A 23,349-nucleotide genomic window follows, 5' to 3' on the forward strand; every position below is an offset into this window, starting at 1 on the left:
GCCATGGCGCGCTGGACGGGGCGAGGTGCTCCGCTGTTGTCGGTGCTGGTCGGCTTCCCGGTTGCGGCCTTGTCGCTGGTCATGGCGTTCGTGTCGCTGCCGGTCGGCCCGGCCGTACCGCTCGGGTTGGGAGTGCTGGGCGCGCACACGGCGCTGCTGGCCCGGCGGGCAGCGCCGCGGGCCGCATTCGGTGTCGTGTGTGTCGCGTTGGCGGTGCAGGCCGCCGTCAGCGGACTGTTCCTGATCATGCCTTCGGTGCTGGTCTTCCCGTTTGCCATCTACTCCCTGGCTGTTTACGCGAGTCGACGCTTTGCCGCAGCTGGCCTGGCCGTGGCGGCCGTCGCTGCGGGTCTGGCCGCTCTGCGCCTCGTCAACGATCCCAGCGTGACGGCGGCCGGGCTCCGACCGAACCCGTTCCTGGTATGCGGCTTGTTGGTCGCGGTCGTCGTCGCGGCGTGGATCCTCGGCCTTTACCGCCGCACCCAACTGGCCTACCTCGCGTTGCTCGAGGAGCGGACTCGGCAGGCCGCAGCCGAACAGAAAGAGCGCGCCCGACGGGCGGTCATCGAGGAGCGGAACCGGATCGGCCGGGACATGCACGACGTTGTCGCGCACTCACTCTCGGTCATTATGAGTCAGGCGAAGGGTGGACAGTTCCTGGTCCGCAGCCAACCAGAGCGGGCGGCGGAGATACTGGCGACCATCGAGAACGCGGGCCGGCTCGCCCTGACGGACATGCGCGGGCTGCTCGGCGTACTGAGGTCGGCCGAGTCGGACAGCGAGAGCCGAGAGCCCCAGCCGGGGCTGCGGGATCTGCCGCAGCTTCTTGACCGCGTACGGGCCGCGGGCCTGCCGGTCAGCCATCACGAACACGGCGCCGCGCGGCCCGTCACCCCTGGTGCCGAACTGGCGATCTTCCGTACCGTGCAGGAGGCGCTCACCAACACCGTCAAACACGCCGGCCCGGACGGCCGGGCGGTGGTTACCGTGAGTTGGGCCGTGGACGGCCTGTCCGTGACGGTCCGCGACCGGGGCAACCGGGACGGCGCTCCGGCCGGGACCGGCCACGGCCTGATCGGGATGCGGGAACGGATCGCCGCGGCAGGGGGGTCGCTCTCGGCGGGTCCGGCGGACGGCGGCTTCCTGGTGACCGCCCGACTGCCGTATGCGGTGCCGGCGGACGAGGCAGCCACATGACCATCCGGGTGTTCCTCGTCGACGACCAGGACCTGGTGCGCGCCGGTGCAGCGATGATGATCGACGCGCAGGACGACATGATCGTGGCTGGCCAGGCTGCCGACGGGGCGCAGGCGCTCCAGGCGCTCGCTGTCACCGCCGCCGACATCGTGCTGATGGACGTCCGGATGCCCCGCGTCGACGGCGTGGCGGCAACCCGTCAACTCCTCGCCGGTCCCGGGCCGAGGCCCAAGGTCATTGTCCTCACCACGTTCGACCTGGACGAGTACGCCTTCGCGGCGCTGCGCGCCGGTGCCAGCGGTTTCCTGCTCAAGGATGCTCCGGCGGACGAGACGCTCGCCGGCATCCGCGCAGTCCACAACGGAGACGCGGTCATTGCGCCCTCGACCACCCGGCGGTTGCTCGATCGCGTCAGCGTGCACCTGCCCGCCGCGCCGGGCGGGCCGGACCCGGCGGCGACCCTCACCCCGCGGGAGCGTGAAGTGTTGCTCCACGTCGCGCGAGGATCCTCGAACGCCGAGATCGCGGCCCGGCTGTTCCTGAGTGCGGGGACAGTGAAGATCCACGTGAGTCGGATCCTGGCCAAGCTCGGCCTGCGTGACCGGGTGCACCTGGTCATCTGGGCATACGAGCACCGGCTCGTCCACCCCGACGCGTGACCCGCCGGTGGCGCCTCAGGATCGATGGAGCGATACAACCGACGCCACGCGTTGATCGGTCGGCCCGTAGTTCCCGGCTTGCTCTCGTGGTGGGTTTCGGTGGGTTCGCGGCCTTCGCGGCTGATCGCGCGGCCGGTCAGCCAGCGCCGCAGTCGACCACCTGGTCGAAGATCGGTCGCGGGCACCCTGTTCGAGCCTGGGCTGCATACGGCGACCGGTCCAGGAGTGCATGGTGCCGTCGCTCCAGCGGGCCCTCTGGAGCGACGGGTGACGTGTACCCACGGTGTCCCGGAAAGACAACAACCAAGGTGGGTGCCGCCCGCGGGACATCTTGTAGGCGCGTGGGCGGGCGACGACGTGGGGCCCGCGCGGGATTACGCCTGCGCGGCGCGCTGTGCACCCGTCACGGCGGAAGTGCCGAGGTCGGACTCGGGCAGCGGCCGGCCGGCGGCAACGGCGTCGGACCAGGTCGCGGTGTCGGCGACGGCGGCGAAGTTCGAGTTGAGCAGTGTCAGCAGGGTGGTGTGGACTGTCTTCGCGTCGGCGAAGCCGGCCTCGTTTGCGATGTTGATTGCGCCGGTGGCGTCGGCGAGGACTTCGGCGGTCAGGCCGTGGGTCTCGGCCTCGGCGGCGGAGGCCAGCACGCAGTTGTTGGTCACGTAGCCGACGAGGGTGATGGTGTCGATCTCGTGCTCGCGTAGCCAGGCGATGAGGTCGGTGCCGGCGAACACGGTGCTGTACTGCTTGACGACGGACTTCCACTCGTCCGCGCGGCGGCTCTCGACCTCGGCGTGCAGTTGGAAGCCGGGCTGGGTGGGGTTGAACACGGGTGCGTCCTCGCCCATCGTGTGCTGCACCGCGACGATGGGAATGCCTGCGGAGGTGGCCGCGTCGATCGCGTGCGTGATCTGCGGCAGCGACTCGGCGTGGGGCCCTCGGCCTGCCCATCCCCGCCGAGGCGATTCCGACGCTGGTCACGCTCTACGGCGGCACGCTGTTCGTCCTGGTCACCACGCCGGTCGACTGCATCAACAGGCAGCTCGTCGAGCCCTCGCCCGCGCCATCGTGCGCGGTGCGCTGCCCGATGTGGGCGACTCGACGACCCAGTGAGCTGAGACAGCCTCCTGAGCCGGCCCAGAGTCGCTGCTCAGGGCAGCAAGCCAGTAGGGTGACCTCCTTCCACGCGGAGTGCTCGACGGCGCCAACGGACGTCAAGCGCCGTCCGAGTGACCTGGTGGGAGGGTGCGAGCAGGTCGAGGCGGTAACGACCTCCATCGTCGTGGGCGTTCCTTCGCATGACGCTGATGCGGCCCATTGCTACGTCCTCGACGTCGAGCAGCACCTCGTCGGTGCGTTGCCTGTTTCCAGACCCGTCGCCTGCTGAGCCGACCCCCGAAGAACGTCCCGGGCGCCTCGTGGCGGGCAGCAGGTCGAGTGCGGGTAACCCCGTCCGAGGGTTCTCCCCGCACTCGACCTGAGCAAGGGGTCAGACTCTGGCCTCTTCCCCGACCCTGGCCGGTGAAGCCGAGGCCGTCTTCGGTGTCCGGCGTCCGGGCATCCACCAGTTGGCCTTGCCGCACAGTTCCATCACCGCGGGGACGAGGATCAGCCGGACGATGGTGGCGTCGATGAGCACGGCGACGGCCATGCCGAGACCCCCCTGCTTGACCGCGATGTCGGGTCCGAGCAGGGAGGTGGTGAAGACGGCGATCATGATGGCGGCCGCGGCCGTGATGACCTTGGCGGTCCGCGCCAGCCCTTGGGCGACGGCGGTACGGGTGTCGCCGGTTCGCTCGTACTCCTCACGGACCCGTGAGGAGAGGAAGACCTGGTAGTCCATGGACAGGCCGAAGAGGACCGGGAACATCATCATCGGGACCCAGGTCGTGACCGGCATGGCGGTGGGGAACCCGAGGGCCGGGCCGAGCCATCCCCACTGTACGACCGCGACGATCACGCCGTAGGCGGCGCCGATCGACAGCAGGTTCATCACGGCGGCCTGCAGGGCGATCGTGACCGACCGGACCAGCGCGATCAGCAGCACCATGGAGATCGCGATGACGACCGCGATCATCAGGGGCAGGCGCGAGCCGGACTCCTCGGCGAGGTCGATGGTGCTGGCGTTCGGTCCGCCGACGTGGACCCGTTGGCCGCCGGGTGCGGTGGGCAGCACGTTGTCGCGGAGCTCGTGCACCAGGTCTGCGGTTGCCTCCTCCTGGTACCCGGTCGTGGGGAAGGCAGTGAAGGTGACGGCCTGCCCGTCGTTGCTGACTCGAGGTGGCGTGGCGTAGGCGATGCCCTCGGCCTTGCTGACCGCCGCGACCACGGGACGCAGGTCGGCGTCCTTGGAGTCGACCTGGGTGGCGAAGATCAGGGGTGCTCCGTAGCCGGGACCGAAGCCCTCGGAGAGGATCTCGTACGAGATGTAGCTGCTCCGGTCGCGGGGCTGGACGCTGGCATCGGGCTGGCTCAGCCGCATCGACAGCGTCGGGGCAGCCAGCACCAGCAGGCTCACGCCGGCGAGGAGTGCGGCGACCAGTGGCCTGCGCTGCACCACGCCGGCCCAACGCTCGGCGAGCGTACGGCGCTCCTGGGAATCGGCACCGACGGGCTGGGCCCGGCGGGACGCGCGACGAGGCAGGCGCAGCGAGTTGATCCTGTATCCGGTGAAGCCCAGGAACGCGGGTAGCAGCGTCACCGCGGCGATCATCGTCACCAGCACGATCACCGACGTGGCGACGGCCACCCCGGTCATCAGCCGCTGTCCCATGACGACCAGGCCGAGCAACGCGATCACGACGGTCGTCCCGGCGAACAGCACGGCGCGACCGGCGGTGGTGACGGCCTTGACCGTGGCGCGCTCGGGCTCGTCGCCGTCCCGGAGGCTGTCCTTGTAGCGGGTCACGATGAACAGCGCGTAGTCGATGCCGACGCCAAGCCCGATCATCGCGCCGAAGGCCAGAGTGAAATCCGGTGCGGGGACCAGGTGCCCTATCACCTTTGTCAGCGCGAGGCCGCTCACAATTGCCAGGAGGGCGGTCACGATCGGCAAGCCCATTGCCACCAGTGAACCGAAGGCGATGAACAAGATCACTGCTGCCGCCAGGATGCCCACGCTCTCGGCCGGACCCTGCGGAGGTGTCTCGGCCTTTTCCGCCATGTACCCGCCGAGCCCGAGCATGACGCTGTTGTCGGAGGCGTCCTTGACCATGTCCACCAAGGGCTTGACCTCGGTCTTGGTCACGTCCTTGTCGCTCAGCGGGATGGTCGTACGGGCGATACGACGGTCCTCCGTCACCAGGTTCTCGCCCTGGTAAGGGGAGGTCACCGGTCCGGTGATGGGTGAGGCGTCCAGATCGGCGATGACCTTCTCGATCTTCTGGCGGGCGGCGGGGTCGTCGATTCCCTTCCCTGCCTTGATCGCGAGGGTCAGCCTGTCCCCTTGCTGCTCGGGGAAGTGCTTCTCGATCAGAGCCTGCGCCTTGGCGGATTCGGAGTCTCCGCCGGTGAAGTTGTTGTCAGGGGCGGCGCCATACCCGAAGCCGACGATCGCCACGGCGATCACGCCCACGATCCAGGTCACGAGGACCAGGCGACGGCGCCGGTAACAGAACCGGGCCAGTCCCGCCAGAGCTCCGTCCGTACGGGGAGCCTCGGATGTCATCATCTTCTCCTCAAGTGGTCGAGCGTTGCGCTCGATCGTGCGACCGGTGTCTTCCCCACCGTTCGCCGCGAACCGTCAATTTCCGTTCCGAACTCATCGATGTCCATTGCGGCGCCACGACGAAGAATGCGCGTCAGCAGTGGCGCCTTGCCTCGTGTTTGCGCTTCTCGGGGGACGAGGACCGCCGACGCGGCGAGGTCTTCCAGCACGCCGTTGATGAGGGCCAGGTCGGCGGGGGAGAGGGACGGGGCTCGACCGGCCAGCCGATGCAGCTCGGCGTCGATGATGGCCCAGGGGTGCCGGTGGACCAGGGCAGGGAGGTTCGACGTGAGATCGTCCGCGCACCCAGCGGACTGTCGGGCGGGCCGGGCCAGATCAGTGGGCATGGCCCGCGCTTCCGCCATGCGCGCCGGCGAATGGCGTGGTGACGCCGTCGTAGTGGAGTCGCAGCATCATGCCCTGATGCGCGTGGGGCAGGTTGTGGCAATGGTTCATCCAGATTCCGGGATTCGTGGCGCGGAAGGCGACCTCCCAGGTCTCGCCTGGCCGGACGTCGAAGGTGTCCACCCACAGCGGACTGCCCGTCGACGGCGTCCCGTCCCTGGACAGGATCAGCACGGGATGGCCGTGCAGGTGCCAGGGGTGCGTTTCCAGGCTTCGGTTGACGACGGTGAACCGGACGAGGTCGCCGTCGACGACCAACTGGTCGGGGATGGAGGGGTGGCCTCGGCCGTTCACGGTGTGCGCATACGTCGGTTGGCCGTCGACCAGGGCCACTCCTCGGTCGAGGACCATGGTGAAGTGCCGATCGGCGTCGCGGATGTCGAAGGGTACGGCGGCCGGAGCTCCGTACCGCAGCAGGTCGAGCTCCGGCAAGTTAGACGTGTCCTCGATGTGTGCGTCACCGGGGGCATCACCATGCGGGCGTAGGCGCAGTCCACCATCACGGTCGTCGTCGACAACGAGTGCCACGGGCGTGTCCGGCATGAGGAACACAAGGTCGTAACGCCCGCCCGCGGGCAGGTGCAGCCCGACATTGCTGACCTCGCCGGGCTGGTTGAGGTCCCGGCCGTCGACGGCCGTCACCCGGAACGGGGTTCCGGCGAGGACGATCCGGTGTGGATCCGAGTCGGTGTTGATCAGTCGTAGCCGCGTGGGCGTGCCGGGTGGTGTGGGGTGTGCGGTTTGGCCGTCCCTGCCGGCGATCGTGACGGTGCCGTTGAAGGTGTGCACGGGCAGGGTCAGGTCCAGATGCTCCGCCGCGGAGTGCTCGTCGGCTCGCCGTGCGTCGCGCGGTCCGACGACGAGGGTTCCGTACAGCCCCTTGTGTACGCCGAGGTGGGACGCGTGATGGGTGTGGTACCAGTAGGTGCCCACCTGGTCGGCGCGGAATCGGTAGACGAAGTCCTCACCGGGCCGCACGGTCATCTGGGTGACACCCGGCGCGCCGTCCTCCCCGCACGGCACGTCGTAGCCGTGCCAGTGCAGGGTCACGCCGTCGGAGATGTCGGCGTTGCGCAGCCGCACTTCGATCAGGTCACCCTGGGTTGCCGTGATCGCCGGGCCCGGGACCTCGCCGTTGTAGGTCCACGCGTCGATCTCTCGTCCGGACGGTAGCCGTACGGTGGCCTCCTTCGCGGTCAGCACGTGCCGCCGCACGGCGCCACCCGGTGCTGGTGAGCGGGCGCCCCGCAGGTCCGCCACCGACAGGGCCGCGCGGGAGGAGCGCCCGCGGCCCCCTCCCAAGGTCACCGATTCGGCGGCGGGGAGGAACGACAGCCCGCTGCCGGCGCCGGTCGCGGTCACCACGAACGCGCCACCGGTCCAGGCGATGAGCCGGCGGCGCGAGATGGCGCGTCGGGCCTTCGGCGCCTGTGCGAGGTCTTCATCAGCGGTGTTTCGACCGGGAGCCGTGACCGCTCGCGCGGTCAGCAACGCGCCGGCGCACACCAGCGAGATCGTGATCAAGGCCGTGCTCAGGGTGAGCGGGTACCCGACCAGGAAGGTCACCACAAGACCGGCCAGTGCCGCATAGCCCGCGGTCAGCATCGAGACCACGGCGCCTGCCGACCTACCGTCGCCTCGCCCCCGCCTCGCCGCGAGCAGTCGTGGGCCGGCGAGCAGCACGGCGGCAGCCCCGGCGGCCCCCAGCATCGGGAGCCCGAGCAGCACCTTTTCCTGTACGAACCACCAGCCCCGGCCGGCCAGCATCGCCACCGAGACCACCCGGACCAGCGTCACGAGCACCGCCGCGACGAGGCCGGCGAGTGCCAGCCGGGTGCGCCGGAGCGCCAGGGTGACGCCGGCCGCGAACCACGTGGCGATGTTCAGCAGCGCGACGAGGTGGTCCAGGACGATCCACAGCCCGGTGGTCATGGCGCCTGCGGCGTCGCTGCGGCCGGCCTGGACAGCTGCCTCGCCTGGCGGCCGATCATCCCGGTCACCGCCAGGATGGCGAGACCGTTGATCGCGTGCAGACCGAAGACCAGCTCGCCGGCGGTCGTGTTGCCGCCGGTGCCGTCGAACGCCGCGGCGATCCCCTTGATCACGAACTGGACGACCGCGAGCCCGGCGACCAGGCCGCTCATCCCGATAACCCGCCCGGGCATCCGGGCGATCGCGGCGACGACGGTCACCAGGACCGCGATCAGGACGATTCCGCCGCCCAACGCGCGGTGCGGCTGGAAGGACTCATCGTTGGGTGCCGTGTCGAAGGCGCCGCTGGCAGCCAGGAAGAACTGTGCGACAACGGCCAGCATCAGCAGGGCAGCCAGGCCGGCGAAGGCTCTACGCACGGCGCGCTCCTCGAGGTCGGTGACGGTGATCGTTCATGGCCGAGATCGTCGCGCCGGTGCGGCGGGCCCGGCATCCGACAGCGGACGGCTCCGTCTACGCAATTGGGCGTAGACGGCTACTGTCTCGCTACTCCGGTCGGCGTAGTAGGTCGCGCGTCTGCGCGGAACGTTTCTCGCCATGAGAACCGTAGGATCGCGGCATGGAACATCGCGCGATGCCGTTTCGCCTGCCTGTGCTGGCGCAGGACGTGGTGCTCGCGCTCTTCATCACCGTGATGCAGGTGCAGGGCACGGTCGTTCTCGCCGCCGCCAGGGGGACAGAACAGCGGTCGCTCGCCGAATTCGGATACCTCGGACTCGCACTGCTGGTGGTAGGTGGCCTGGTCGTGTCGGTCCGCCGCTTGTGGCCGGTTCCGGTGTTCGTCACCGCCGCGCTCGCCAGCTTGGTGTATTACGTCTTCGAGTTCCCGGACGGTTACGGCTGGCTCGGGCTCTTCGTCGCCCTGTACACCCTCACCGCCTACGGTGACGGGCGTCGGTCATTGGTGGTCGCCGGTGTGGGTATTGCGGTGCTCGCCGTCGGGTGGCTGGTCGCCGCGGCCGACATCGAGCCACGCGCCGCCATCGGCTGGGTGTTCTTCCGGATCGGTGCGTCGGTCATGAGCGCAGCCCTCGGTGAGTCCGTCCGATCTCGGCGGGTCATCGCAGCCGACGCTCAGGTGCGTGCTGAACTGGCCGAACGGACTCGCGAGGAGGAAGCGCGAGCGCGGGTCGACGCAGAACGGCTCCGGATCGCGCGCGAGGTCCACGACACCGTTGCGCACGCCATAGCAATCATCAACGTCCAGTCCGGGGTCACCGCGCACGTGCTGGACAAGAGGCCGGAAGTGGCACGCGAGGCGCTGCAAACCATCGAGCAGACCAGCTCCCGGGCGCTGCGAGAGATGCGAACCATCCTCGGGGTGCTCCGTGACGACAACAACGGACGCGTGCCGTATCCCGGGCTTGAGCAGATCGACGAACTCACCGCCAAGGCACGCGACGCCGGACTCGACATCAAACTCGAGCAGTCCTTGCCCGCGGCACCGCTGCCGAGCGCGGTGGGCATTGCCGTCTACCGAATCCTTCAGGAGTCGATCACCAACGTGATTCGTCACGTCGGCCCGACGCGGGTGACGGTAGCGCTAAGCCAAGGGATCGACGTCTTGGAGATCCGCGTGACGGACGAGGGACGCTGTGCCGCCCCAGGTGACGCCCCCACGGATCCTCACCCTCCGGCCCAGCATCGGCCCAGTAACGGCAGTTCGGCCAGGCCCGGCCACGGGATCCTCGGAATGCGCGAGCGCTGTCAACTGCTGGGCGGAGACCTCGACGCCAAACCGACCCCGACCGGAGGGTTCGAAGTGACGGCCCGGCTGCCCCTCGTGCCGACAGGGTCGCGCCCATGAACGCCGCGGCCGAGTCACCGTCGACCAACGCTCCCATCAAGGTGCTGCTCGCCGACGACGAGGGTCTCGTACGATCCGGGTTCAAGGTCCTGCTCGACCTCGAGGACGACATCACGGTCGTGGGAGAAGCCACCAACGGCACCGAAGCCGTCGAGCGGGCCCGCGCGACCCGCCCCGACGTCGTCCTCATGGACATCCGAATGCCAAAGCTGGACGGGATCCAAGCCACCGCCCAGATCGCCGAGATGCAGGGGTTGGAGCAGGTCCGAGTCCTCATCCTCACCACCTACGACACCGACGAGTACGTCTTCGAGGCATTACAAGCCGGTGCCAGCGGTTTCCTGCTCAAAGACGCCGGACCGGCGGAACTCCTGCATGCCATCCGGGTGGTCGCCGCCGGAGACGCGCTGCTCGCGCCGCGGATCACCCGACGCCTTATCGGCCAGTTCACCGCGCAACGAGCTGCCACCCAGGTTGCGGAGGACCGGCTCGCGGTGCTGACCCAGCGCGAGCGTGACGTGCTAGCCCTGGTGGGGCGGGGCCTGAGCAACAACGAGATCGGTACCGAGTTGTTTCTCAGCCCAGCCACGGCGCGCACCCATGTCAGCCACGCGATGGCGAAACTGGGTGCGCGCGACCGTGCGCAACTGGTTGTCATCGCGTACCAAACAGGACTGGTCAGCCCAAATATGAGCTCCTAACTAAATGATGTTGGGCGTGTCCTCGGGACGTGAGTGCCGGTGCCGTCCGAGCGCGTTGTTCCCAGCACGGGCCGTGCGGACGTGCCGTCCCGGCCTTCGGCCGCCCAGGTCTGCCCGCAAAATGCCGGGACCGTGGTCGCCGCCGAGCCCGACGCGGCGACCACCGCCCGGGTCAACGCTGCCTGGAAACGCATCGAGAAATGGCTAGCGACGCACGCGCCCCGCACGCGGGCTTCGCTGCGGCCGCCCGCGTTACCGGAGCGGATCGCCGCGCTACAGGCACGGATGTCGGTCGCCTTCCCGGCTGATCTGGTGGCGTCGCTGCGGCGGCATGACGGAGTCGCGGCCCTTGACGGCTTTGATCTGCCACCGTTCTACCGACCGCTGCCACTCGACGAGATCCGGGGCGACTGGGAGGCGACCTGTTCCGTCCTGGCAGGCGGACCATCGGACGATGACTGGTGGCACCAGGCTTTCGTGCCGTTCGCGACGGCGGGCGACGGCGGTTGTCTGCTGGTCGACGTGCGTCCCGGCGGGCATGGCAGGGTGGGCGAGTTCTATCCCGAGGTGGGCGCTGTGGCCGGCGGGCACCGGCACCCCAAGTCGTCGGACCCGGCCTGGACCTACTCGACATCACCTGCCCGACTTCGGTGGGATCCTGACCGGCGGATCGGCGCGGAGCACGTCGACGGCCAGGGCTCGTACCGCGGCTTCGTCCACGTCGACGCCCAGGCCGGGGCCGGTGGGTACTGCCGCCTCCCCGTCGCGTACCTCGACCGTGTGCCCGCCGACGTAGGCGGACTCGATGAACTGCCGGCCGTTGAGGTCGACGGGCGTGTCGATGCCGAACGCCGAGAACAGGTGTAGCGAGGCGGCGAAGCCGAGGTCGGAGTCGGTGAGGCCGGAGCCCATCAGGCGTACCCCGCTGTCCTCGGCGAGGGCGCACATCCGCCGGGACAGGGTGAGGCCGCCGCTGCGCTGCACCTTGGCGATCGCGACATCGACCGCGTTCAGGCGTACGAAGGTGGCGAGGTCGCTGGGGTGGCGCAGGCTCTCGTCGAGCGCGACCGGCACGGGGGAGTGGTCCCGCAGCCGTTGCAGCCCGGCGATCTGGTTGGCCGGCAGCGGCTGCTCGAACGCGGCGACGTCGAGTTCGGCGAGCCGGCGGGCCACCTGTAGTGCCTGGTCGACCTGGTACGCCTGGTTGGCGTCCACCCAGATCGCCGCCTTCGGCGCCGCTCGCCGTACCGCCTCGACGAACGCGAGGTCCTGGTCGATCTCGGCCAGCCCGATCTTGACTTTGAAGGCCGTGTACCCGAGGGCGTGGCCCTCCGTGACGCTGTCGGCGACCGCCTCGGGGGTCTTGGCGGAGATGATCCAGCCGAGTGGGATCCGCCCGACGCGACGTTGTCCCCAGAGCACTCCGAGTGGGACGCCGATCGCCCGTCCGGCGAGGTCGTGCAGCGCGATGTCGATCGCGGACTTCGCGATCGGCGCACCGATCGTGAAGCCGCGGTTGATGACCCGGTCGAAGGTTGCCGTGATCGCGTCGAGGTTCCACGCCGGTGCGCCGAGGACCGCGGGGGCGAGGTAGCGATCGATGGTGGTGACGATGCTCTCGGTGGTTTCGTAGGTCCAGGACGGGGTCGGGGTGGCTTCGCCCCAGCCGACGACTCCGCCCGCGGTCACCTTCACCAGCACCCGCCGGCTGGGCTGCCCGACGGTCGCGACGGTCCCTCCGGCGATCTCGAACGAACGGATCGTCGGGAGTTCGACCACGAAGGTCTCCACCCGCTCCACGACGAGACCGTTCAGTGCCCCGGTGCGCTCGGGCCCAGGAGTCGGCATGCCGTACCCACCTTCCGTGGCATCTATTTGGGAATGAATTCATTCCCTTTAGTCGATGGCAATCCGGAGCATACCTGCCCGGCGAGCCGCGTAAAGCAGGGAAAATTCTTGCCGGGAGGGATTGACGGAGGTGTGTCTGCTGCTCAAGAATCCTCAGCCATGACCGGCATTGATGGTTTGGATTCATTCCCTCACGGGACGAAATTCCGAGCCCTGGCGGCCCACCTTCGGCAACAGATCGCCGAAGGTCGGTGGTCGGTCGACGCACGCCTGCCCACCGAGCAGGAGTTCGCCCACACTCACGAGGTGGGGATCAACACGGTCCGCCGCGCGATCAACCTGCTGGTGGACGAGGGGCTGGTACGTCGTCGCCAGGGCTCCGGCACCTACGTGGTGGCGATACCGGCGCAGGTCGGGCGTAGCGCCCGCTTCGTCGGGGTGCTCGTACCGTCCACCTCGTACTTCTATCCACGGGTGATCGAGGGCATCGAGCGGGTGATGACCACCGCCGGCGTCCGGATCATCCTTTCCAGCTCCGAGTACGACCCGGATCTGGAGGCGCAGCAGATCAACCAACTGCTCGCCGCAGACGTCGACGGCCTGCTGCTCGTGCCCAACCTGCACCTGATCGAGAAACCCCAGCAGTACGTCGACCAACTGCACCGGCTACCGGTCCCGTACGTGCTCGTGGAACGGCGGCCGCCGGCTCCCGCGCCGGACGACGCGACGCCGTACGTCTGCACCAACCATCTCGGCGGGGGCTACGCCGCGGTACGGCACTTCGTCGAGCTCGGGCACAAGCGGATCGGCCACCTCGGCCGGATCCGGACCGCGACGGCCGACATGGTGGCGGAGGGCTTCGACCGCGCGGTCGCAGACTTCGGCCTGCCTCGTCTCCCGGCGGCCGCGGTCCGACGTGAGGAATGGACGTCCGACCAGCTCGCGGCGTACGCACAGATCTGCAGGGACAACGAGATCACCGCGGTGTTCTGCCTCGGCGACCGGGACGCCGCGGGACTGCTGCCCCACGCGCGCCGGCTCGGGCTGACCGTGCCGGACCGGATGGCGGTGATCGCCTACGACGACGAGGTCGCCGACCTCGGCGAGGTGCCGCTCACCGCTATCTCCCCTCCGAAGACCGAGGTGGGCAGGCTCGCGGCCGAGGTCCTGCTGCGACGCATCGAGCAGGGCGCCTCGGCCCCCGTGCACCAGACCCAACTGCAACCACGCCTGGCGATCCGGGCCTCGTGCGGCGCCGCCCGCGACCGGTAGTCCGTGACCGGCCGAGGGCCAGGCGCACCGTCGAGGCGGTGACCCGAGACCGCTGCCCGCCGGGCGACCAACACAAGGAGATCCACGATGAGGATGCAACGCTTCTCGCCAGGCCGGCGTCTCGTCGCCCTGGCAGGCGTCGCGGCGCTCGCCGCGACAATGATCGGCTGCGGCGCGAGCGACGAGGAGAGCGGCGGCCGGGTGACCATCAGGCTGGGCTACTACGCGGAAGCGGGCGGCCCGGCCGACAAGACGATGCGCTCGCTCGCCGACGAGTTCATGAAGGCGAACTCCGGCGTCAAGCTGGAGCTGGAATCGGCGCCGTACACGGACTTCTTCAAGCGGCTGCGCACCCAACTCGCCGGCGGCAAGGGGCCTGACGTGTGGCTCTCCGACGGGGTGCTGGTGCAGGAGTACGCCGGCCGCAACAGCCTGCGTGACCTCAGCGACTTCGTGAAGACCGTCAACACCGACGACTACTACGGCGTGGACCTCAACCGCGACTCCGACGGCCACATCTACGGCTTTCCGCAGGGCGCGCAGACCCCGGTGCTCTTCTACAACAAGAAGATGTTCGCCGACGCGGGCGTCGCCGAGCCGACCGGAGACTGGACGTACGACGACCTCACCGCGGCCGCGAAGAAGCTGACCCGGGACACCAACGGTGACGGCAAGCCCGACGTGTGGGGGATGCGCGTCTACTCGCCCGGCTTCACCGAGAGCTGGTGGCCGATGGTCAAGGCGTTCGGTGGGGACGTCGTCGCCGACGGGGGGCGGAAGGTCGTCGTCGACAGCCCGCAGAGCCGCGCGGCGCTGGACTGGATGCTGAACGCGATGTACACCGAGAAGGCCGGCCCCGACGTGGTCACGACCAAGGCGCTGGGCAGCCCGCACACGATGTTCGCCAGCAACCGGGTGGCGATGCAGTTCGGCATCTACGCCCGCACCATCCCGGCGAACGCGGCGAAGATCGACCTCGGCGTGGCACCGATGCCGAAGGGCCCGGCGGGCCGCGGCCACGTGGCGATCGCGAACTCCTGGGTGATCAACAAGGCCGCGAACCAGCGGAAGGCCGAGGCCGCCTGGAAGTGGATCACGTACTTTGCCTCCGAGAAACCACAGACCACCTGGGCCGGGATCGGCGAGGCGATCCCGATCAACAAGAAGGTGGCCGCGTCCGACGTGTTCCTGAAGCCGGGTACCCCGCCGGCCGACCGGCAGGCGTTCCTCGACGCCCTCGCCGACGCCGACGACCTCGGCCTCAACCCGGTGTGGACCGAGTACACCACGGCCGTGGCGAACCAGGTCGACCGGGCGCTCGCCAAGGAGAGGCCCGTCGGTGACGCGCTGACCGAGGCGCAACGGGAGGCGCAACAGATCATCGACCGCTTCTACGCGAAGAAATGAGTCAGCCCCGCCAGACGGAGGGAGGAGGTGGCGCTGTGACGACCATCGAGGACCGGGTGGAACAGGGGCGTCGCCCCTCCCCCCGGGACGGGAGGAGAACCGGGGATGAACGGCCGGGCTTCGGTCAGCGGGCGTGGGCGACCGTGTTCGCCTTCCCGTACCTGGCACACCTGGTGGTGCTGACCGCGTGGCCCGTACTCGCCCTGCTCTACTTCAGCCTCACCGACTACGACACGCTCTCCGCACCGAGGTGGGTCGGGCTGGACAACTTCCGCCGCCTGCTCGGTGACGAGGCGTTCTGGCGGAGCCTGCTCAACACCGCCTACTTCGCGGTGCTGTTCGTACCCACCCAGACGATCCTCGCGCTGCTGCTCGCGGTCGCGCTGAACCAACGCCTGCGATGGATCTCGCTACTGCGCAGTGCGTACTTCGTGCCGGTCATCTCGTCGTGGGTCGTCGTGGCGTACGTCGCCGACGCGGTCTTCAACCCGCAGTTCGGGATGGCCAACACCGTACTGGGGTGGCTCGGCCTGCCCCAGGCGACCTGGCTGCAGAGTCCGGTGCTCGTCATCCCGACGCTCGCGCTGGTCGCGGTCTGGAAGGGCGTCGGCTACATGATGGTGCTCTTCCTCGCCGGGCTGCAGAACATCCCGGAGGAGCTGTACGAGGCCGCCAAGATCGACGGCGCATCGGCCTGGCAACGGTTCCGCCGCGTGACCCTCCCCGGGATATCGGGGACGACGTTCCTCGTCCTGGTCCTCTCGACGATCACCACCCTGCAGGCCTTCGAGCAGGTCTACGTGATGACCGGACTGATGCGGGGCCAACCGGCCGGCCAGCCGAACGGGGCGAGCGAGATGACGGTGCTCTTCATGTACCAGCAGGGCTTCGAGTTCTTCAACATGGGCTACGCGTCGGCAGTCGCGTGGGTGCTGTTCGCGCTGATCTTCCTCCTGACGCTGGTCCAGCTCCGCCTGCAGAAGAAGTGGGTGCACTATGCCTGAGACCGGTCAGCGCGGCCGGGTCCGGCGCCGCCAAGATCGACGTGGACATCCGGCCGCGTACCTGTTCGTCGGCCTCGGTGCGGCGATCATGGTCGTTCCGTTCGTCGCCTCCGTGGCCAACTCGCTGAAGAGCTTCGCGCAGTACGTCGCGGTGCCGCCGATCTGGATCCCGGACCCGCCGGAGTGGTCCAACTACACGCAGGTGTGGGAACGCGCCCCCTTCGGCCTGTACGCCTGGAACAGCCTCCTCATCGCGAGCCTTTCCGTGGTCGGCAACGTGGTCACCAGCGCGATGGTGGGCCACGCGCTGGCCCGGATGAAACTGCCGGGCAAGGATGTGCTGCTCGCCGCGGCACTCGGCACCCTGATGCTGCCCACCGTCGTGACGATCATCCCCAACTTCATCCTGTACAAGCACCTCGGTTGGCTCGACACCATGCTGCCGCTGGTGGTGCCGTACTGGCTGGCGACGCCGTTTGGGATCTTCCTGATGCGCCAGACGTTCCTCGCGATCCCCCGCGACTTCGAGGAGGCGGCGGCGCTCGACGGAGCCAACCCGTGGCAGGTGTTCTGGCGGGTCCACATGCCGCTCGCCAAGCCGGCACTGGCGACACTCGGCGTCTTCACCTTCATGGCGTCCTGGGGCGCCGTGCTCGAGCCCACGATCTACCTCACCTCGCCGGAGAACTACACCCTGCCCATCGGGGTGATGAGCCTGCAGGGGCAGTTCATGGGCAACGACCAGCTCGTCACCGCCGCCGCGCTGATGTCGCTCCTGCCCATGCTGCTGTTGTTCCTGCTCGCCCAGCGCTACTTCGTTCGCGGCGCGATGGCCAGCGGTCTCAAGGGCTGATCAGCGTTCGCCTGCCGCCCCGCCGCCACGAGCGTGGGGAGGGGCCGCCCCCGAGCGCCCCTGACCACCCTCGCCCTACCGACACACCTGTCCTGATCGAAAGGAACGTGCAGTGACCGAAACATGGGGGAATCGACCATTCCGCGTCGGCGTGATCGGGGCGGGCAGCGTCGCCGCCCTGCACCTCGACGCGGCCGCCGGCCTGCCCGAGGTCGAGGTCGCCGCGGTCTGCGACGTACGGCTGCCGGCCGCCGAGCAGCTCGCGGCCCGGTTCGGCGCCCGCGCGTATGCCGACCACGCCGTGATGTTCGCCGCCGGCGAGCTGGACGGAGTGCTGATCACCGCGCCGCACACGCTGCACGCACCGATCACCGTGGACGCCGCCGCGGCCGGACTGCACGTCCTGGTGGAGAAGCCGATGGCCACCAGCGTCGAGGACACCCAGCGGATGATCGACGCCTGCGCGACCCACGGGGTACGCCTTGCCGTGGGCCACGTGCTGCACTTCCTGCCGACGGTCCGCGAGGCGTGGCGGACCCTGCGGTCGGGAAGCCTCGGCCGGCCCGTGGTGATCACCGAGCGGCGCACCGCGCGGTACGAGCGGGGTTCCCGGCCGGACTGGTTCTTCGACCCGACGCTCGCCGGCGGCGGCATCGTGATGAACGTCGGCACACACAGTATCGACAAGGCTCACTGGCTCGGCGACGCGCCCGCCGTCAGCGTGCACGGGTACGTCTGGCACCAGCCGGGCGTCGAGGTCGAAACCGAGTCGGTCGGCCTGCTGGAACTGGCGAACGGGGTACGGGTCATGCTCTCGGTCACCGGGACCGGCCTGCCGTTCCACGACGAGACCGAGGTGGTGTGCGAGCACGGCGCGCTGCGGTTGTCCCGGCGCGACGGGCTGTGGACGTACCAGGGGGACGACGCGGTGCAGGTGGTCACGCCCGAGCAGGACGACATCGTGGCGGCGTTCCGGGAGCAGTTGGCGGACTTCGTCGCGAGCTGCCGCGACGGGCGGGTGCCGGCGGTCGACGCCGCGTACGGGCAGTCGGTCGTGGCCACCGCGCTCGCGCTGTACGAGTCGGCCGAGCGTGCCGACACCGTCCGGATCCCCGGTCTGACCATGGAGGTGGCGGCGTGAGCGAGCGGAACGAGCGAACCATTCGGCTCGGCAGCGTGGCGCCTCGCGCCGCCGCGGAGCGGAGCGAGGTGGCGGCGTGAGCGGCGTCGACACGGTACCGGCGTGGGCAGCGGGCCGACTCGCGTTCAGCACCCTCGGCTGCTCGACGGAGCCGGTCGAATCGGTGCTGGAGCTGGCCCGGCGTACCGGCTGCCACGGCGTGGAGCTTCGCTGCGCCGAGGGTGAGCCGGTCGCGCCCGACACCCCGGCCGGCACGCTGCGCGAGACCGGGAAGCGGTTCGCCGACGCGGGTGTCGAGCCGATCTGCGTCGCCTCGTACGTGCGTATCGCAGCACCGGACGGTGACCCGGTCACCGACCTGCTGCACCACGTCGAGATCGCCGAGCACCTGGGCGCCCGCTACGTGCGGGTCTTCGGCGGCCGGGACGGCCAGGCCGACCCGCATCCGGTGGCGGTGCAGCGGCTCGGCGAGGTGGCCCGGAGGATCGAGGGCGGGCCGGTGACGATCCTGCTGGAGACCCACGACGTGTTCTGCTCGGCACGCGCCGTCGCGGCGGTGCTCGCCGAGGTCGACTCGCCGGCGGTGGCCGCCCTGTGGGACGCGGTGAACCCGTGGCGGGTGGGGGAGAGCGCCCGCGAGGCGGCCGACGCGCTGGCGCCGTGGCTGCGACACGTACAGCTCAAGGACGTCCGGGCGACCGACGACCTGGCTCCGGTGCTGCCGGGGCACGGCGCGGTCCCGCTGGGCCAGATCCTCAGCGAGCTGGACCGCCTCGACTACCGGGCCTGGCTGTCCCTGGAGTGGGAACGGGCCTGGTTCCCCGAGGCGCCGCCGCTGGCCGACGCGCTCGACGCGTTCCGGGCGGTACTCGCTGCGCACCGGCCGGCGTGATGACCTCGTTGATCCCGTATCCCGCGGCGATTCGCCGGCACTCCGGTGCGCTGCATGTCGCCGGGCCGGTGCCGGTCGTGGCCGTGCCCGAGGCCGAGGGGGTCGCCGACTGGCTCGCGGAGGTGCCCGGGTTCACCCGCGCCGTGCTGTCCGACGCCCCGGTGCGCCTGGCCCTCGACGATCGCCTGGCGCCGGAGGGCTACCGGCTCACCGTCGACGAGCGCGGTGTGGAGATCACCGGAGGCGCGCCTGCCGGGGTGTTCTACGGCGCCCAGACGCTGCGCCAGCTGCTGCCGGACGGCGCGTCCGGCCGGACCGTCAGCCTTCCGTACCTCGAGGTGGCCGACGCCCCCCGGTTCGGCTGGCGCGGCGTGATGCTCGACGTGGCGCGGCACTTCATGCCCAAGGAGTTCGTGCTGCGCTTCATCGACCTGCTCGCGCTGCACAAGCTCAACGTGCTGCACCTGCACCTCACCGACGACCAGGGCTGGCGGCTGGAGATCCCGCGCTACCCGCGGTTGACCGAGATCGGGGCGTGGCGCGCCGAGACCCTGGTCGGACACGCCCGCCAGACCCCCCGCCGGTACGACGGGGTGCGGCACGGCGGCTACTACACGCGGCAGGACATCCGGGAGATCGTGACGTACGCCGCGACACGGTTCGTCACCGTCGTGCCCGAGATCGACAGCCCTGGCCACTCACAGGCGGCGATAGCGGCGTACCCGCAGCTCGGCAACACCGGCCGGCAGCTCGACGTCTGGACCGACTGGGGGATCAGCGAGCACGTGCTCGACGTCTCCGAGACGACGCTCGGGTTCTACCGCGACGTGCTCGATGAGGTGATGGCGCTCTTCCCCGGGAAGTACCTGCACCTCGGCGGCGACGAGTGCCCCACCGGGCAGTGGCGGGCCAACCCGGCCGTCACGGCACGCCTGGCCGAGCTGGGACTGCCCGACGAGCGAGCCCTGCTCGGCTGGTACGTGGGAGAGCTCGCCCGCTTCGTCACCGATCGCGGCCGCCGCCCCGTCTTCTGGTACGACACCGAAACCGCGCTGCGGGTGCCGAACGCGATCGCGATGCCGTGGCGGGGCGACGGCGCGGCTGGCCCTGATGGCGCGACGCGCCCTGGACCGGGCCGGCCGGCAGGCCCGGATCATCGGGGTGGCCCGCGATCCCGGGCCCGGGCTGGTGGAGCGGTTGCGCGGCGGGGGCGTGGAGCTGCTCCGTGCCGACCTGCTCGACGACGCGGCGCTCGCCGGCCTGCCCGACGTGGCGAACATCGTGTACCTGGCCGGCCGGAAGTTCGGCACCGACGGCGCCGAGCACCAGAACTGGGCCCTCAACACCTACCTTCCCGGGCGGGTCGCCGAACGGTTCCGCGACTCGCGGATCGTCGCCTTCTCCACCGGCAACGTCTATCCCCTGGTACCGGTGGTGAGCGGCGGCGCCGACGAGGCGACGCCACCGGGCCCGGTCGGCGAGTACGCACAGTCGTGTCTGGGCCGGGAGCGGGTGTTCGAGCACTTCGCACACCGGTACGGCACCCGGATGGCGATCGTACGGCTGAACTACGCGGTGGAACTCCGGTACGGGGTGCTGCTGGAGATCGCGCGTGCCGTGCACCGGGGCGAGCCCGTCGACCTGCGGATGGGCAACGTCAACGTGATCTGGCAGGGAGACGTCAACGCCGCCGCACTCCGGCTCTTCGAGCACTGCGCGGCACCGCCGCTGGTGCTCAACCTGGCCGGCCCCGAGACCGCCTCCGTGCGCTGGATCGCACAGCGGTTCGGCGAGATCTTCGGGGTGCCCGCGACATTCACCGGGGCGGCGGAGCCCACCGCGCTGCTCTCCAACGCCGCGCGGGCGAACGAGCTGTTCGGCTACCCCGCCGTGCCGCTGCGCACGCTGATCGAGTGGACCGCCGAATGGGTGCTGGCGGCGGCGAAACCCACGGCAAGGACACCCACTTTCAGGAGCGAGAGGGGCGTTTCTGATGTCGGCAGCACTACCGTTGGATGTCGGCGCCGCGCTGCGCGAAGGCGTCGTGATCCCGGCTCACCCGCTCGCGCTCGACGCCACCGGGCGGCTCGACGAGCGCCGACAGCGTGCACTGAGCCGGTACTACCTGGACGCCGGGGCGGGCGGCCTGGCGGTCGGGGTGCACACCACCCAGTTCGCGATCCGGGAGGCCGGGCTGCTCGAACCGGTGCTACGGATCGCCGTCGACACGGTGCGGGAGGCGCCGCGCGACCGGTCGGTGGTGCTGGTCGCCGGAGTCTCCGGCACCACCGACCAGGCGGTCGCCGAGGCCAAGCTCGCCGCCGACCTCGGCTACCACCTCGCCATGGTGATCCTGCGCGGGTTGGCGGAGCTGACGGACGACGAGCTCATCGCGCACATCGCGGCGGTCGGCGAGGTGCTCCCGGTGTTCGGCTTCTACCTCCAGCCCGCGGTCGGCGGTCGGACGCTCGGGTTCGACTTCTGGGCCCGGCTCGCCGAACTGCCCTGCCTGGCGGCGATCAAGATCGCGCCGTTCGACCGGTACCGCACCCTCGACGTGGTCCGGGCGGTCTGCGAGTCCTCACGGGCGGCGGAGATCGCGCTCTACACCGGCAACGACGACAACATCATCGTCGACCTGCTCACCACGTACCGCTTCCCGGTGAACGGCGGCCAGGTCAGCAAGCGAATCGTGGGCGGGTTGCTCGGCCAGTACGCCGTGTGGACCCGCCGCGCCGTGGAACTGTTCGAGCGGGCCCGCGAGGCGGCACGGACCGGACAGCTCGACGAGGAGCTGCTCACGACGGCCGCGAGCTTGACCGACGCCAACGCGGCCGTCTTCGACGTCGCCAACGGCTTCGCCGGCTGCGTCGCCGGAATCCACGAGGTGCTGCGGCGCCAGGGCCTGCTGGACAACGTACGGCTGCTCGACGAGCAGGAGCGGCTCTCGCCCGGGCAGGCGGCGGAGCTCGACCGGGTGATCCGGGCGTACCCCGACCTGCAGGACGACGCGTTCGTCGCCGCGCACCTGGACCGCTGGCTCGACACATAGCAGGAGGAGCCATGAACGTCCCCCACGCCGTCCTGGCCGCCGCGCTGGCGGTGGCGTCGGTCCCGCTGGCGGTGACACCGTCCAGGGTGCACGCGCCGGCGCGCACCGCCGCAGTGCCCCAGGAGTTCTTCGACGACTTCAGCTACGCCGGTCCCGCGGATCCGGCGTTCGCCGCGTTCGGTTGGACGGTGCGCACCGGCGGTGGCGGGCCCGGGGTGTCGGGTGCCACCTGGAGCGCCGACAACGTCTCCATGGCGGGATCCGGCGCCGACCGGGTGATGCGGCTCGCCGCCACCAGCCAGGGCACCGGCCAGACGACCACTCAGGCGTCGGTCTCCCAGGGGCAACGGTTCTTCGAGGGCACCTACGCGACCCGGATCCGGTTCACCGACGCACCGGAGAGCGGGCCGGACGGCGATCAGGTGGTCCAGACCTTCTACACCATCTCGCAGCTCAACCACCCCCTCGACCCGAGCTACAGCGAACTGGACTACGAATACGTCCCCAACGGGGGCCTCGGGTCGGCCGGCACCGCGTTGCAGACGGTGACCTGGGAGACCTATCAGGACAGCCCCTGGGATCCCCGCGCGCTGGAAACCGTCCTGTCCCGCAGCCACGACGGATGGCACCTGCTCACACTCGACGTGACCGGCGGCGAGGCGCGGTACTACGTCGACGGCGTGCTCGTCGCCAGTCACGGCGGTGACTACGCCCCCGAGGCGTTCATGTTCCTGAAGTACGCCGTGTGGTTCGCCAACGGCGGCCTGGTCTCCTCGCCGACGTCCCGCAGGTACGTCCTCGACGTCGACTGGGTCTACCACGCCCGGGACGCCTCCCTCACCACTACCGAGGTGGAGTCCGCCGTCGCCGGGTTCCGCGCGGGCGGCATCCCGCGCCGGGACACCCTGGTGCCGCGGACCGTGGTCGCCGCCGACGCACACGTACGCAGCGGCACGTACAGCGACACGAATCTCGGGTCGACGACCCGGCTGGAGGTCAAGGACGCCCCCAACGCCGCAGACCCGAACGTGGATCGGCTGACCTACCTGAAGGCCAACCTTCCCGACACGCAGGCCAGTTCCGCCCGGCTCTGGCTGCACGTCGGTTCGGTCGCCCCGGGGACCGGTCCGGTCCCGATCGCCGTCCGCGTCCTCACCGCCGACAGTTGGTCGGAGTCGACGATCACGTGGAACAACCGGCCCACCGCGGGAGCGACCCTGCTGGGCACCCTGCAGGTGACGACACCCGGGTGGTACGCGATCGACGTCACCAGCGCCGTGAACAGCAATCTCAACGACGGCCAGATCACCTTCCGACTCGCCGACGACTCGGTCGCCGACCGGCTGGTGGTCATCGATTCCCGCGAGTACGGCGCGGGCACCGAGCCGTACCTCCTCATCTCCTGACCCCCCCGAG

The 23,349-nt window shown here is 69.9% G+C and carries 18 protein-coding genes and 3 pseudogenes; 15 read left to right on the forward strand and 6 right to left on the reverse strand.

Annotated elements, in window-relative coordinates; genetic code table 11:
* Positions 1-3: 3 nt before the first annotated feature.
* Positions 4-1,197, forward strand: coding sequence for a histidine kinase (locus AB0L34_RS03700; protein WP_363701599.1), 1,194 nt, complete (start codon positions 4-6; stop codon positions 1,195-1,197).
* Positions 1,194-1,856, forward strand: coding sequence for a response regulator transcription factor (locus AB0L34_RS03705; protein WP_363701601.1), 663 nt, complete (start codon positions 1,194-1,196; stop codon positions 1,854-1,856). Before AB0L34_RS03700 ends, AB0L34_RS03705 begins: the two co-directional genes overlap by 4 nt.
* Positions 1,857-2,230: 374 nt before the next feature.
* On the opposite strand, the gene AB0L34_RS03710 is transcribed toward AB0L34_RS03705, so the two are convergent.
* The 5 genes from AB0L34_RS03710 to AB0L34_RS03730 form a co-directional block, all read right to left on the reverse strand.
* Positions 2,231-2,773: an isochorismatase family protein gene (locus AB0L34_RS03710; protein ID WP_363701643.1), complete on the reverse strand. Its 543-nt coding sequence runs from the start codon at positions 2,771-2,773 to the stop codon at positions 2,231-2,233.
* A 569-nt stretch (positions 2,774-3,342) separates the two neighbouring features.
* The gene (locus tag AB0L34_RS03715) at positions 3,343-5,412 is read right to left on the reverse strand and encodes an MMPL family transporter (protein WP_363701603.1); all 2,070 of its coding nucleotides are present in this window, start codon (positions 5,410-5,412) and stop codon (positions 3,343-3,345) included.
* Positions 5,413-5,519: 107 nt separating this feature from the next.
* Complete coding sequence (locus tag AB0L34_RS03720) at positions 5,520-5,906, reverse strand: hypothetical protein (protein ID WP_363701605.1); 387 nt, start codon at positions 5,904-5,906, stop codon at positions 5,520-5,522.
* The gene (locus tag AB0L34_RS03725) at positions 5,896-7,731 is read right to left on the reverse strand and encodes a multicopper oxidase family protein (RefSeq protein ID WP_363701645.1); all 1,836 of its coding nucleotides are present in this window, start codon (positions 7,729-7,731) and stop codon (positions 5,896-5,898) included. The genes AB0L34_RS03720 and AB0L34_RS03725 overlap by 11 nt, the downstream gene beginning before the upstream one ends.
* A gap of 161 nt (positions 7,732-7,892) precedes the next feature.
* Positions 7,893-8,315, reverse strand: coding sequence for a DUF6220 domain-containing protein (locus AB0L34_RS03730; RefSeq protein WP_363701607.1), 423 nt, complete (start codon positions 8,313-8,315; stop codon positions 7,893-7,895).
* A gap of 200 nt (positions 8,316-8,515) precedes the next feature.
* Between AB0L34_RS03730 and AB0L34_RS03735 the strand changes: the two genes are divergently transcribed.
* The 3 genes and pseudogenes from AB0L34_RS03735 to AB0L34_RS03745 form a co-directional block, all read left to right on the forward strand.
* Positions 8,516-9,763, forward strand: a complete 1,248-nt coding sequence (locus tag AB0L34_RS03735) for a sensor histidine kinase (protein ID WP_363701609.1) — start codon at positions 8,516-8,518, stop codon at positions 9,761-9,763.
* Entirely contained in the window at positions 9,760-10,464 is a 705-nt protein-coding gene (locus tag AB0L34_RS03740) for a response regulator transcription factor (protein WP_363701611.1), read from the forward strand. The genes AB0L34_RS03735 and AB0L34_RS03740 overlap by 4 nt, the downstream gene beginning before the upstream one ends.
* A gap of 132 nt (positions 10,465-10,596) precedes the next feature.
* A pseudogene (locus AB0L34_RS03745) lies at positions 10,597-11,010 on the forward strand (SMI1/KNR4 family protein); the annotation flags it as partial.
* 87 nt (positions 11,011-11,097) lie between these two features.
* Here AB0L34_RS03745 and AB0L34_RS03750 read toward each other — a convergent pair.
* Positions 11,098-12,312, reverse strand: a complete 1,215-nt coding sequence (locus AB0L34_RS03750; protein ID WP_363701613.1) for an enolase C-terminal domain-like protein — start codon at positions 12,310-12,312, stop codon at positions 11,098-11,100.
* Between the two features lie 159 nt (positions 12,313-12,471).
* On the opposite strand from AB0L34_RS03750, the gene AB0L34_RS03755 reads away from it, so the two are divergent.
* The 10 genes and pseudogenes from AB0L34_RS03755 to AB0L34_RS03800 all read left to right on the forward strand — a co-directional run bounded on the left by AB0L34_RS03755 (position 12,472) and on the right by AB0L34_RS03800 (position 23,339).
* Positions 12,472-13,584: a GntR family transcriptional regulator gene (locus AB0L34_RS03755; RefSeq protein ID WP_363701615.1), complete on the forward strand. Its 1,113-nt coding sequence runs from the start codon at positions 12,472-12,474 to the stop codon at positions 13,582-13,584.
* 87 nt (positions 13,585-13,671) lie between these two features.
* Positions 13,672-14,991, forward strand: coding sequence for a sugar ABC transporter substrate-binding protein (locus AB0L34_RS03760; RefSeq protein ID WP_357459746.1), 1,320 nt, complete (start codon positions 13,672-13,674; stop codon positions 14,989-14,991).
* 35 nt (positions 14,992-15,026) lie between these two features.
* Positions 15,027-15,995, forward strand: a complete 969-nt coding sequence (locus tag AB0L34_RS03765) for a sugar ABC transporter permease (protein ID WP_363701617.1) — start codon at positions 15,027-15,029, stop codon at positions 15,993-15,995.
* Entirely contained in the window at positions 15,988-16,848 is an 861-nt protein-coding gene (locus AB0L34_RS03770) for a carbohydrate ABC transporter permease (protein ID WP_363701619.1), read from the forward strand. The genes AB0L34_RS03765 and AB0L34_RS03770 overlap by 8 nt, the downstream gene beginning before the upstream one ends.
* 112 nt (positions 16,849-16,960) lie before the next feature.
* A complete protein-coding gene (locus AB0L34_RS03775; RefSeq protein WP_363701621.1) occupies positions 16,961-17,989 on the forward strand; it encodes a Gfo/Idh/MocA family oxidoreductase in 1,029 nt (342 codons plus the stop codon).
* Between the two features lie 76 nt (positions 17,990-18,065).
* The gene (locus tag AB0L34_RS03780) at positions 18,066-18,881 is read left to right on the forward strand and encodes a sugar phosphate isomerase/epimerase family protein (protein WP_363701623.1); all 816 of its coding nucleotides are present in this window, start codon (positions 18,066-18,068) and stop codon (positions 18,879-18,881) included.
* Positions 18,881-19,966 (forward strand): annotated as a pseudogene (locus AB0L34_RS03785) (family 20 glycosylhydrolase); the annotation flags it as partial. The gene AB0L34_RS03780 and the pseudogene AB0L34_RS03785, both read left to right, overlap by 1 nt.
* A gap of 25 nt (positions 19,967-19,991) precedes the next feature.
* Positions 19,992-20,453: pseudogene (locus AB0L34_RS03790) on the forward strand (NAD-dependent epimerase/dehydratase family protein); the annotation flags it as partial.
* 421 nt (positions 20,454-20,874) lie between these two features.
* Positions 20,875-21,933, forward strand: coding sequence for a dihydrodipicolinate synthase family protein (locus tag AB0L34_RS03795; protein ID WP_363701625.1), 1,059 nt, complete (start codon positions 20,875-20,877; stop codon positions 21,931-21,933).
* A gap of 11 nt (positions 21,934-21,944) precedes the next feature.
* The gene (locus AB0L34_RS03800) at positions 21,945-23,339 is read left to right on the forward strand and encodes a DNRLRE domain-containing protein (RefSeq protein ID WP_363701647.1); all 1,395 of its coding nucleotides are present in this window, start codon (positions 21,945-21,947) and stop codon (positions 23,337-23,339) included.
* Positions 23,340-23,349: the final 10 nt, after the last annotated feature.

The sequence above is a fragment of the Micromonospora sp. NPDC052213 genome, assembly GCF_040679695.1.
Classification (GTDB): Bacteria; Actinomycetota; Actinomycetes; order Mycobacteriales; family Micromonosporaceae; genus Micromonospora.